The 12,225-nt window shown below is 36.3% G+C and carries 9 protein-coding genes; all 9 read left to right on the top strand.

What is annotated here, in order from left to right:
* The first annotated feature begins 24 nt into the window (after positions 1-24).
* The 9 genes from FDP09_RS21845 (at position 25) to FDP09_RS21805 (ending at position 12,156) form a co-directional block, all read left to right on the top strand.
* Complete coding sequence (locus FDP09_RS21845) at positions 25-378, top strand: four helix bundle protein (protein WP_137404624.1); 354 nt, start codon at positions 25-27, stop codon at positions 376-378.
* Between the two features lie 91 nt (positions 379-469).
* Positions 470-3,052, top strand: a complete 2,583-nt coding sequence (locus tag FDP09_RS21840; protein WP_137404623.1) for an SLBB domain-containing protein — start codon at positions 470-472, stop codon at positions 3,050-3,052.
* A gap of 73 nt (positions 3,053-3,125) precedes the next feature.
* Positions 3,126-4,445, top strand: a complete 1,320-nt coding sequence (locus FDP09_RS21835; RefSeq protein WP_308421182.1) for a nucleotide sugar dehydrogenase — start codon at positions 3,126-3,128, stop codon at positions 4,443-4,445.
* Between the two features lie 116 nt (positions 4,446-4,561).
* On the top strand, positions 4,562-5,659 hold the full coding sequence (locus FDP09_RS21830; protein WP_137404622.1) for a GumC domain-containing protein: 1,098 nt from the start codon (positions 4,562-4,564) through the stop codon (positions 5,657-5,659).
* 111 nt (positions 5,660-5,770) lie between these two features.
* Positions 5,771-6,817, top strand: coding sequence for a glycosyltransferase family 2 protein (locus tag FDP09_RS21825; RefSeq protein WP_137404621.1), 1,047 nt, complete (start codon positions 5,771-5,773; stop codon positions 6,815-6,817).
* A 2-nt stretch (positions 6,818-6,819) separates the two neighbouring features.
* On the top strand, positions 6,820-8,073 hold the full coding sequence (locus FDP09_RS21820; protein ID WP_187328745.1) for a hypothetical protein: 1,254 nt from the start codon (positions 6,820-6,822) through the stop codon (positions 8,071-8,073).
* A 10-nt stretch (positions 8,074-8,083) separates the two neighbouring features.
* The gene (locus tag FDP09_RS21815; RefSeq protein WP_137404619.1) at positions 8,084-9,307 is read left to right on the top strand and encodes a glycosyltransferase; all 1,224 of its coding nucleotides are present in this window, start codon (positions 8,084-8,086) and stop codon (positions 9,305-9,307) included.
* Between the two features lie 170 nt (positions 9,308-9,477).
* Positions 9,478-10,710 (top strand): alginate lyase family protein, encoded by a 1,233-nt coding sequence (locus FDP09_RS21810; protein WP_137404618.1) that lies wholly within the window; start codon positions 9,478-9,480, stop codon positions 10,708-10,710.
* A 216-nt stretch (positions 10,711-10,926) separates the two neighbouring features.
* Positions 10,927-12,156 (top strand): IS256 family transposase, encoded by a 1,230-nt coding sequence (locus FDP09_RS21805; protein ID WP_137401357.1) that lies wholly within the window; start codon positions 10,927-10,929, stop codon positions 12,154-12,156.
* Positions 12,157-12,225 lie beyond the last annotated feature (69 nt).

Here is a 12,225-nt window from a genome sequence, read left to right as displayed (position 1 = left end):
AAAAATTAGAAATGAAGGATTACCATGGCGAAGGAAAATGTGATTTTAGAAAAAACGTTTGCTTTTAGCGAGAGGATCCTTGATATCTATTTTGAGTTAAAAAATAAAAATCATTACCGTTTAGCAGAACAGATAGTAGGTGCTGGAACATCTATAGGGGCTAATGTAGAGGAGGCACAAGCAGCTCATTCCAGAAAGGATTTTGTTTCAAAAATGGTAATTGCAGCAAGAGAAGCGAGGGAGACAAAGTACTGGCTAAGATTATTTAATCGGGATGAGCTCCTCAAAGATCATAAGCATTTACCGTTTTTATATAGTGAAATCGATCAAATAATTTCAATTTTGAACTCAATCATAAAATCATCTCGTGAGTCATGAATGGAAAACTAAGAAGAAAACCATAAAATAGATGGTTTACAATCATTCCTAATTCATCATTCTCAATTCATCATTCCCAATTAGAAAAGGTATGTCCATCAACATTAAAGCTTTTTACCTTACATTCATCCTGTTTATCGTTTCGATCGCATTATATGCCCAGTCCCTTTCGGATATTCAACATGCAAAGGTGGATCAGCTGTCGGATGCGCAAATTGCTTCCATTGTCCAAAAGGCAGAAGAGCAGGGAATTTCAAAATCCCAAATTCCAGCATTGGCAGAAGAAAGAGGCATGCCGGCCATGGAGGCCAGTAAATTGGCCACAAGGATCAATCAACTGAGTACTTCAGGAATGGACGCTGGAGAGGTAGGAGAGAATTCTGCCCAACGACAGCTCTCCGATTCAGCCAATGTAGGGATGAGTGCGGGAGAGCAGGATAGTTTATCAGAAGAAGAGAAGAAAATCTTTGGGTTTGGGTTGTTCCATAACAAAAAACTGAATTTTTCTCCTAACCTGAATATTCCGACTCCACAAAGTTATGTCATCGGAGCAGGAGACCAGCTGCTGATCGACATCTATGGCGATTCCCAACAATCCTATGATTTGACGGTAAACCCTGAGGGCCGAGTGTATATTCCGAATGTAGGACCGATCAATGTGGGCGGTTCCAGTATTCAGGCTGCTACAGCAAGAATGAAGAGGGAATTAAGCAATATATATGCAGACTTGAATAGTAGCAATCCACGGACCTTTATGCAGATACGATTGGGGAATATCCGCTCCATTAAAGTAGCCATGGTCGGGGAATTGCAGCATCCTGGGGATTATACCTTGCCTTCTTTTGCTTCCGTGTTTAATGCGTTATATGCAGCAGGAGGGCCAAGCAGACAAGGTTCCTTTAGGAAAATCAAGGTGTTTCGGGATTCCAGGCAAATTGCCGAGGTGGATGTATATGAATATCTGATGAATGGTGACCAGCAGCAAAATGTGCGCTTGCAGGACAATGACGTCATTATGGTACCGGCAGTGGATACCAGGGTAGAAGTACAGGGGCCCGTAAGACGAGAAGGGTATTTTGAGATCAAACCCGAAGAAGATATCAAAGACCTGATCCGTTATGCGGGTGGTTTTAAAAGTGAAGCCTATACTGGACGAGTGGCGGTTCGTCGGATATCCGACCAAGCCAGAAAAGTGGCCGATGTTAGTAAAGAGGAGTTTGGCAGTTTCAAGGTCCAAGATGGAGATGTGTTCTTGATCGGGAAGAAATTGGAGCGATTTGAGAACCGTGTGCAGATTTCAGGTGCGGTATTTTATCCTGGTGAATTTGCCCTCTTTGATGGAATGACGGTAAAGGATTTGATCGAGAAAGCCGAAGGTTTAAGAGGGGAGGCCTTTTTGAATCGGGCAACGCTTTATCGTACGCAGGATGACATGACGCTGGAAATCGTTCCTGTAAATGTCCAAGGGGTGGTAAATGGTACTGCACAGGATATTCCTTTGCAACGTGAGGATGTCTTGCATATCCCAAGCAAATATGACCTCAAGGAAGAGTATTATGTGAAAATCTCCGGTGAGATCAACCGACCCGGTGCCTTTGCTTATGCAGATAATATGACGGTAGAAGACTTGGTGCTAAAGGCGGGGGGCTTTAAGGAATCTGCTTCCGACGCCTATATCGAAGTGGCCAGAAGGGTAAAAGACCGTACCAATGGACAAATTGCAGAAATCTTTACCATCGATATCGATGAGAACCTGCAAATTGATGGCGATGATAAAGAAGTAGTGCTTGAGCCTTTTGACCATATTATCATTCGCAGAAGCCCCGGCTTTCAGCGGGAGAAGTTGGTACGTGTAGAAGGAGAAGTTACCTATCCTGGCCAGTATACGATTTCCACATCAAATGAGCGGATATCAGATTTGTTGAAAAGAGCTGGAGGGATGAACCAGTTTGCCTATGTCAAAGGAGCTACATTGATCCGAAGAACGGAGTTTTTTACACCCAAAAGTGATAATGATATTAAGTCTCAGGATTTGACAGAGGTAAAAAACAATCTCATTAAGGAGGATGGTAAAAATACTGAAGCTGAAAACGAAATTCTTTCTCGGATTGATGAAAAGATTCTTGAGAATGGAGGGGATTTAGCAAACCAAAAAGGTTTGGCTTCTGGAGAATACAAGATTAGTAGGGTCGAGGAAGTCGCTGCTTCAGATAGCAGTAGAGTAGCAGAAGTGGAGTTCCGGACACAAGAATTAATAGGCATAGACTTGACTGAGATTTTAGAAAACCCTGGTTCTGCCCAAGATTTAATTTTGCAGGAAGGAGATATATTAAGTATTCCGAAACAATTGCAGACGGTAAGGATGAGAGGGGAAGTACTGTTCCCTACTTCCGCTAGATACGAAAATGGAAACAGCTTTAAAAGGTACATATCGAAAGCTGGCGGCTTTACTGATAACGCAAGAAAGGGGAAAGCATATGTGGTTTATGCCAATGGAGATGTAAAGCGGACCAAAAACTTTATTTTCTTTAAGGATTACCCAAGAATTGAACCAGGGGCTGAGATTATTGTACCACAGAAGCCACAAAGAGAAAGTTTATCTGCTACCAATTGGATAGGCGTAGCTTCTAGTTTGGCGACATTGGCCATTTTAATTGATCGATTGGCGCAATAATATAAAATAGAAGAGAATAAATAAGTATTCTTTTCAAGCAATATTAAAACAACAAAACTTAATAACTGAATATATGACTTCACAACTGATACCTTTAAATCAATCAAAGATTGCAGTAATTGGTTTGGGCTACGTGGGATTACCCTTGGCGGTTGAATTGGCAAAGCAATACCCTACAGTTGGTTACGATATTTCGCCCAAAAGAATTGATGGTTTAGAAAAAGGCCATGATGTTACTTTGGAAGTGGAAGACGGAGACCTTCAGGTTTCTCTGGTAAAATCTTCTATGGAATTGGAGGAGAAAAGACTTGGTTTTTTGCCTTCCAATGCGATATCGACTATTTCGACCTGTAATATTTACATTGTAACGGTTCCTACTCCTATCAATGAACATAAAACACCAGATCTTCGCCCTTTGATTGCAGCAAGTACCATGTTGGGAAAAGTGTTGAAGAAGGGGGATGTAGTAATTTATGAATCGACTACTTATCCGGGGTGTACCGAAGAAGATTGTGTACCAGTTTTGGAAAGGGAATCAGGCTTAAAATTTAATCAGGATTTTTATTGTGGTTATTCGCCTGAACGAATCAATCCTGGGGATAAGATCAATACCTTGACTAAGATAAAGAAGGTTACATCAGGCTCTACGTTTGAAGTAGCTGATTATGTGAATGAATTATATGCTTCTATAATAAAAGCAGGAACCTATAAAGCTTCTAGTATCAAAGTAGCAGAGGCCTCTAAGGCAATTGAAAATGCCCAAAGGGATGTGAATATTTCCTTTGTGAATGAATTGGCACTGATTTTTGATAGACTTGGAATAGATACGAATGAAGTATTAGAAGCAGCAGGCACGAAATGGAATTTTTTGAAATATAAACCTGGTCTCGTTGGAGGGCATTGTATTGGAGTAGATCCTTATTATTTAGCACATAAAGCAGAACAGGTTGGCTATCACCCTGCTGTCATTCTATCAGGAAGAAGGGTAAACGATAATATGGGAATGTTTGTGGCCAATAAAGTCGTGAAATTAATGATACAAAAGGGAAAGACCATAAAAGGGAGTAAGTCATTGATTTTAGGTTTTACCTTTAAAGAGAATTGCCCTGATATAAGAAATACAAGGGTAATTGATATTTATAAGGAATTAGGACAGTTTGGTCTTGAGGTTGATGTATATGATCCTTGGGCTTCTATAGAAGAAGTCAAATCTGAATATAATCTGACACTGATAGCAAAGGAGAAATTACAAAAATATGACTCTATTATTTTAGCGGTGGGACATAAAGAGTTTTGTGATATGGATTTGGAAAAAATAAAAGCAAATGGTAATACCGTTTTGTATGATACTAAAGCTTTTTATGCAAAACAATTAGTTGACGGAAGGTTATAATAGATAAATTGTTCATGAATAAAGTATAACTCTGACGAGGTTATAAAGAGAGTGCAATGTTTTTTTATAATGATATAGAAGTAAATCTCTGGTGATTCATTACAAAGTATTAAAATATGAAAGAAACGGATAGCAAATACAAGTCAAGCGTCAAAGATTTAGATTTTTTAACAATAATAAAGTTATTATGGGTCAATAGAAGGAAGGGGTATAAAATAGTTTTTGTATTCTTTATAATTGGAGTTTTAATTGCGTTTCTTTCCAAAAAAGAATATAAAGTAGTGTCAAGCTATATACCTCAGATGTCTGGAGATAGTCAAATGAGCAGTTTAGGAAGCATTGCAAGTATGGCTGGTTTTAATTTAGGGGAAGGGGTAAATAGAAGTGAGATACCTCCTATTTTGTATCCCAATGTTATTAATAGTACGCCATTTAAGCTAGATGTTTTAAAGGCCGAACTAAAATTTAATGAATTAAGTGAAACAGTGACATATGAAGAATACTATGATAGCTATTATACACCTGGAATATTTTGGTATCTAAAAAAATATACTTTAGGCCTACCCAAAATAATAATATCACTTTTTAAATCAGAAGAGCCAAAGGTTTCAAAAAGTACGAATCAGAACAAGCTACTGTCAGTTACAGGTAAACAACTAGGCTTGTTCAGTAAAATGCAAGATCAAATTTCCGTTTCGTATAATTCGAAAGAAGGATTTCTTGAGTTGACGGTTGTTATGCCGGAAGCCCTAGCCGCTGCTCAATTAGCCAAATATGTCGAAGGGTTATTGCAGGATAAAGTAATAGAATTTAAAATACAAAACGCTCGTGAACAATTAAGTTATACCAAAAAGCAGTATTTGGAGAAGAAGAAAGAGTTTGAAGAAAAAAGAGAATTACTAACTAGTTTCAAAGATTCAAATCAAAATATTTCCAGGTCGACAGCTTTGAACCGGTTGAAAGACTTGGAGGCAGAATATAATTTAGCTTTATCAGTATACACTGAACTCGCAAAGCAATTAGAACAAGCAAAACTACGGGTTAAACAGGATACTCCAATATTTTCTACGATACAACCTGTAGTAGTTCCAGTAGGAGAGTCAGCCCCAAAGAAATTACTTATAATTATATTATTTATTTTTTTAGGAGCCTTTTCTTACTTCATTTATGTTTGGGGTCGAGCTTATTTACAAATTGTAAGAGATAATTTGTAAAATTATATTTTAAGAAAATTAACCGAACTTGATTTAGTAAACCTAAGTAGGTTTATTTAAACTGAAATCTTAGAACTACTATAATTAATTTAGAGGTTGTAAATTATTCAAATGTTAGTTTCAGTTATAAGCCCTGTATTTAACAAGGGAAAGTATATTAAAAGTACAATAGAGTCAGTGATTTCTCAGTCATATGATGATTGGGAATTGTTATTAATAGACGATGGTTCTACGGATAATTCATTAAATATTGCTTCTGAAATAGCAAAAAAGGATTCTAGGATAAAGGTTTATGAGCGCAAGGATTATTCTGACACCAAAGGAGCTAATGTATGTCGGAATGTTGGAATGAATGTGTCGCAAGGAAAATTTATAATATTTCTTGATTCAGATGATTTGTTATTACCACACTGTATTGAGCAAAGGATAAAGTGCATTAAGGATTACCCGGGGTATTCCTCTTATATTTTTAACGTTGCATACTGTAAAGGACCTAAAGCCACGCCATATGCGAAAGAGGGACCACCACCACTTGAGGTTAAACAATATATCGGGGCGAAAAATAAGGAGGATTACTTTTTGAGGAAATTCTTGAAATTTGATTTACCTTGGCATACTTCAGGTCCAATATGGGATAAAGATTTTTTACTCTCTATATCCGGGTTTAACGAGAAAATTCAACGATTACAAGATCCAGAAATACATATAAGGGCCTTATTGAGTGACAGGATTTCTGTCAAATACCTGATGCATAAGACAGAATATGATGTTTTGCATAGAAATGACGATGATAGAGTTGTTTGGAATAAAGAAGAATTTCTAAGAAAACAACTTGAGGCAATTTATTCATTTTTATTGCAAACAATTCCTTTAATCAGTAAAAAGAGAGGAATAGTATATTTAGAGTATATGCAAGGATATTTATGGCTAGCTGAGAAGCTTATTTATAGGCATATTAGAAATTTTAATAAATATGATGATAAAAGTGTTTTACTAAGTAAAATGGATGAAATATACTCTGATGCTCAGATAGAGGTACTCCTGAATGGAGGATTTAAACTGAAATTAAATATTTACCGCTTTTTTTTTCAATCCTTTTTTATAAAAAGGAAAATTCCAGGATTTATTTTGTATATGATTATTAAATATAATAAATGAAAATGAAGACGCTTTCTAGATTTTTGGATTTTTCATTAGTATTCATTTTTATTTATGGAATTGTTTTCACAATAATACCTTTTACTTTTTCAAAGTTTGTGTTACTGTTTCTCTTTATTTTTGCTATTAACAAGCCATCCTTAATGGTTGAAATTCTTAAGGATAATTTTATTATTTACTGTCTGCTGGTGATAGTATTTGTAACTTTTGAATTTTTTATAGTAACTAAATTATTTAATAGTAACAGCCTTGTTTTTATTCAGCAAAATTTTTGGTTTATAACAGAAGCGATAATTGGAACCTATTTATTATATCAATATTTGTCTATTAAATACACTAATGATGAAATATTATATGGACTATTAGTTGTTATTTTTATCCAAAGTATTTTCGTCATTATATCATTTATTAGTAAGGACTTTAGAGATTTTACTAATTTAGTTTTAAAGATAAATGATGAAAGATATCTAAGTAATTACCGAATGAAAGGATTTTCTAACTCTGGAGGAGCCGGTTTGTCTTATCTTCAAACTATAGGTGCATTTAGCGGTTGCATTTTATTTTTAAAAGAAACTAGAAAGGTAAAAAAGATAAAAGTTATTTTATTTGTTAGCATAATAGTACTTTCCCAAATATTTATAGCGAGGACAGGTCTAATATTTTCGGCCATACTATTTGTTGTTACAATGGTTCAAGAAGCTATAAATAAAAGTTCCGTTATTTTATTAATTAAAAGGGTGGCAATTATTATTATTACTCTAATTATTGGATTTATAGGGTTGTTTTTTGTTATTCCTAAGGAAAAAATCACTTATTTTGAAGAAAAGGTGATTTCAAGGGCGTTTGAATTAATAGAGGTTTACCAAGCTACAGGTGAACTAGAAACTAGCTCTACCAATAATCTGCAAACAATGTTTTTTTTACCTAACGACCCTATTAAATTGATGATTGGTGCTGGAGATTGGGATGGAGCGCCAGGTACCAGAAACTATTTTGGTAGAAAGGTGGATTCGGATGTAGGTTATGTAAGAGCTATATTTGCTGTAGGTATTATATTTACTATTTTGTTCTATTCTATTTATATAGTATATATTATAAACCTTTTTAATAACTCAAAGAAATATTCTTTGGTTCTGCTTGGGTTATTGTTTGTTTTCTTTTTAGGAGAATTTAAAGAACCATTTTTAATAAGGACATCAGGTACAGTAAAATCATTGTTTTTAATATACTTTACATTGAAGGAGGGGAAAAATTAAACTATTAACAATGAAAAAGAAATTAGTTTGCTTTACTGCGTCGTTTCCTTTTGGAAGTAAGGAAACATTTTTTGAGAATGAGCTCCCCTATTTGGCTTCGACATTTGAAGAAGTTTATCTCTTCCCCTTGTATAATCCTTCTAATAATAGTGTGGCACGGAATGTGCCTTCTAATGTTAAATTTGTCTCACCTTTTGTCTCTTTGAATAAGGGAAAAAGAATTATTCAAGGTGTATTTAATGTGAGCCCTATAGGTAGTTATTTAAATGATTTTTATACAGAAAAAGTGTTTTTATCTAAGGACAAATTCCTCCGTTGGATAAACTCATTTTTAAATTTCAGAACAGTTTGTACTAAATTTTCTAATAGTATAAGACAATACAATTTGACCAAGGATGAAACATTATTGTATTCTTATTGGGCGGAATGTCCTCTGTTCACTACTAACTTATGCAAAGAATATCAAAAAGTAGTAAGAATGCATGGTACGGATTTTTATTTACCTATCAATAGAGGCTATTTGCCAATTAGACAAGAAATTTATAATAAGTCGAATGTATTATTGCCAATATCTAATGATATTCAAAGTATATTAAAAAAGGATTATAAGATACCTGAGGAAAAAATACATTTAAGCCGGTTAGGAATTTCAAATTTAGAATTCTCTTGGAAGGATTTTGAAGATAAAGGAGAATTAAACTTTATAAGAATTGTTTCTTGTAGTAGGGTTGAAAAGGTAAAAAGAATGCATCTTATAATCGAAGCTCTTAGAATGAGTGATAGTGATGAACAAGTTGAATGGCATCATTTTGGTGATGGCAAGCAGTTTGATGAGTTACAGAAATTAGTAAAGACTTTACCTTCCCATATTAGAGTAAAGTTTCATGGTTGGAGCAGTCAAAAAGACATTTACAATTTTTACAAAAACAATAAAATCACCTGGTTTATCAATGTCAGTGAAAGCGAAGGAGTTCCTGTTAGTATCATGGAAGCAATGTCTTTTGGTATACCTTGTATAGCTACAGATGTTGGTGGAACTTCTGAAATTGTCAATAGCAACAATGGACATTTATTACCTGCGCAATTTGAAGCAGCTGAATTGTGGAGGGAAATTAAAAATATTGATTTGAAAGAGCACAAGGAACGAAGAAATTCAGCTTATAATACTTGGTTAAATAACTATGAAGCAAATAGGAATTATAGTAACCTCACGAAATATTTATCCTCATTATAAATCATGTTTTTTTGATTTTATTACTGATTATTATTATTTTAATGATAATCCATTAGGTGAAAGTTCAGGATACTAAATTATTGCTGAATTGAGTATGGTGGTAAGAAAAAGGGTGAGGTTACTACGATTTATGTTTTGAGTTTATTTTCACTTATAAAAATTGTTTAATAATGAAATTGATTTTGGTTCGTTCTGTCCTCATCTTTCTAGGTGTTTTTTTAAGTTTGAGTGCATGTTATCCTCAGAAAACATTGATAATAGAAGAAGACCTGATTAATACTAAAAAAGAAGCATTAAGAAGTGGTGATGAACAACTGAATGTCGCATTAAAAAAGATAATTAAGGATGCAAATGCTATTTTGACTACTCCGGATTTATCCGTTACTAATAATAAAAAAAAGATTGCCCCTAGTGGGGATAAAAGAGACTATGTAAGTGTAGGGCAGTATTGGTGGCCAGATCCACAGAAGCCTGATGGGTTGCCGTATATTAGAAAAGATGGAAAAACAAATCCTGATTTTTATAAATATAAGGATAACTCCTATTTAAGAAAGATGGCAGCTAATATTAGATTACTTTCTGTAGCTTATTATTATACAGGAGATGAAAAATATGCGGCTAAAGCTGCTTCCCAATTAAAAACTTGGTTTTTGAATGATAAAACTCGAATGAACCCAAACTTCAACCATGCGCAATTTATACCTGGAAGAAATCAAGGAAGGAGGGATGGAATAATAGATGCGAGATCCTTAGTAGACGTTATAGACGTTGTTGGATTATTGGAGGGAAGTATTTCTTGGACCAAAGAAAATGAGAATGAATTGAAAGGATGGTTTAAGTCTTATTTAAATTGGATGCAGACAAGTAAAATTGGAACTGGAGCCTCTAGACTAACCAATAATATTGGAACAGCTTATTATATGCAATTAATTTCTGTTGCCTTGTATACTGATAATAAATTCCTTGCTAGGAAGATAATCAAAAATGATATACCCGAACTTATTGATCATCAATTCGATAAGGAAGGTAAGCAACCGGAAGAATTGAAGAGAACAAAGTCTTGGAACTATAGTTTAGCGAACTTGAATTATTGGTTTAGAATTGCGCGTTTAGCAGAGCACGTTGGTATTGATTTGTGGAATTATGAAACTCCTTCTGGAAAATCAATTCATTCTGGGTATAACTGGCTTCTACCATATGCAAATGGTGAAAAAAAATGGGAATACAAGCAAAGTGGAAAAACAGATTACCGTAAATCTTTTGGAAGTATAAATCAGAGGGGAATAAGAAAGTATAGAGATAATACTTCTACCTTACCCGCTAGCAAAAATAACAAAATAAAGTCGAGATCAATTTCGGGGGAATCTGATGACCGAAGTCCAATTTTGATTTTGATCGAATAGAATATTTTTTATATTCTTTTAATCAACATGCAGGCTGCTATCATAAAGTATTTAATTTACAATATAATCTTGTGTCAGCTATTTTTGTCAAATAATGTTTTTTATCAGATGATTACATTGGATTTTAGGAACTAATTCTACATTGATAATCGAGACTGTAATCTAAACTCTGTCTGAGACTTTGAAAATCAATTAAAGTTTATAAGATAGAGTGTTATGAGCGAAGAACAAGAATCAGCATTTAAGAAGAAAGTACTTGACCAGTTTTTATCAGGAGAGTCCCTGTTCGGCAAGAACGGTGCGCTGTCTCCGATGTTGAAGGAGTTTTTGGAGGAAGCCCTCCAGGCTGAGATGGACGAGCACCTTCGGGATGAAGATGCAGGCCACAGTGCAGGCAACAAACGTAACGGCAAGGGCAGCAAGCGTGTGAAGAGCAACTTGGGAGAAGTGGAGATCGAGACGCCCCAGGACCGTCACAGCAGCTTTGAACCTAAAATCGTCGAGAAGCGCCAGCGTATCCTTGCCGATAACCTTGAGAAGCAGATCATAGGGATGTACGGGCTTGGCAGTAGCTTACGTGACATCTCCGGGTACATCAAGGAAATGTACGATACGGAGGTCTCCACGCAGGTGATAAGCGATATTACCGACCGTGTCGTCCCGAAAGTCAAGGAGTGGCAGAACAGGCCGTTGGAAGAGGTCTATTGCATTGTATGGCTTGATGCCATGCACTTCAAGGTACGTGAGGAAGGGAAGGTACGCCATAAGGCCCTATACAATGTATTAGGGATCAACCGTGAGGGGAAGAAGGAGGTACTGGGCATGTACCTTTCCGAAAGCGAGGGGGCGAACTTCTGGCTACAGGTACTCAGCGATCTACAGCACCGTGGAGTACAGGATATCCTGATCGCCTGTACCGATAACCTTAAGGGCTTTCCCGAGGCGATCGGGTCGATTTTCCCGAAAACAGAGATCCAGCTCTGCGTGGTCCACCAGATCCGGAACAGCCTGAAGTACGTGGCCAGCAAAAACCAAAAGGAGTTTGCCGGTGACCTGAAGAAGATCTATAAGGCCGAGACAAAGGACCTGGCCGAATCGGCATTGTTGGAACTGGAAGAAAAGTGGGGGAAGAAATACCCCATAGTGATCCGTTCCTGGAACGACAACTGGGAGAGGCTGAGTGCCTTCTTTGCCTATACACCGCCCATCAGGAAGCTGATCTATACCACCAATGCGGTGGAAGGCTTCCATCGGCAGGTAAGAAAGGTGACCAAGACCAAAGGGGCATTTACCAGTGACATGGCACTTCTAAAGCTGGTCTATCTGGCCACGCAGCGGATCGAGAAAAAATGGACGACCCCTTTACAGAACTGGAGCTTGACAGTCCAGCAGTTGGCCATTAAATTTGAGGGGAGGCTCCGGTTGGACATCAATACGGAAACCTAATTATTTAGTGAGAATTTTTTCCCTTCCCGGGGGCTAGCCCCCGGGAAGGGAAAGGACAGAGTTGAGATA

Source organism: Echinicola rosea, from assembly GCF_005281475.1.
GTDB lineage: Bacteria > Bacteroidota > Bacteroidia > Cytophagales > Cyclobacteriaceae > Echinicola > Echinicola rosea.
This window is presented reverse-complemented; position numbering and strand designations above follow the sequence as displayed.

What these genes read in the sequence shown, in the direction of transcription:
- FDP09_RS21845 (WP_137404624.1), top strand. Translation starts at nt 25, where the DNA reads ATGGCGAAGGAAAATGTGATTTTAGAAAAAACGTTTGCTTTTAGCGAG.
- FDP09_RS21840 (WP_137404623.1), top strand. Translation starts at nt 470, where the DNA reads ATGTCCATCAACATTAAAGCTTTTTACCTTACATTCATCCTGTTTATC.
- FDP09_RS21835 (WP_308421182.1), top strand. Translation starts at nt 3,126, where the DNA reads ATGACTTCACAACTGATACCTTTAAATCAATCAAAGATTGCAGTAATT.
- FDP09_RS21830 (WP_137404622.1), top strand. Translation starts at nt 4,562, where the DNA reads ATGAAAGAAACGGATAGCAAATACAAGTCAAGCGTCAAAGATTTAGAT.
- FDP09_RS21825 (WP_137404621.1), top strand. Translation starts at nt 5,771, where the DNA reads ATGTTAGTTTCAGTTATAAGCCCTGTATTTAACAAGGGAAAGTATATT.
- FDP09_RS21820 (WP_187328745.1), top strand. Translation starts at nt 6,820, where the DNA reads ATGAAGACGCTTTCTAGATTTTTGGATTTTTCATTAGTATTCATTTTT.
- FDP09_RS21815 (WP_137404619.1), top strand. Translation starts at nt 8,084, where the DNA reads ATGAAAAAGAAATTAGTTTGCTTTACTGCGTCGTTTCCTTTTGGAAGT.
- FDP09_RS21810 (WP_137404618.1), top strand. Translation starts at nt 9,478, where the DNA reads ATGAAATTGATTTTGGTTCGTTCTGTCCTCATCTTTCTAGGTGTTTTT.
- FDP09_RS21805 (WP_137401357.1), top strand. Translation starts at nt 10,927, where the DNA reads ATGAGCGAAGAACAAGAATCAGCATTTAAGAAGAAAGTACTTGACCAG.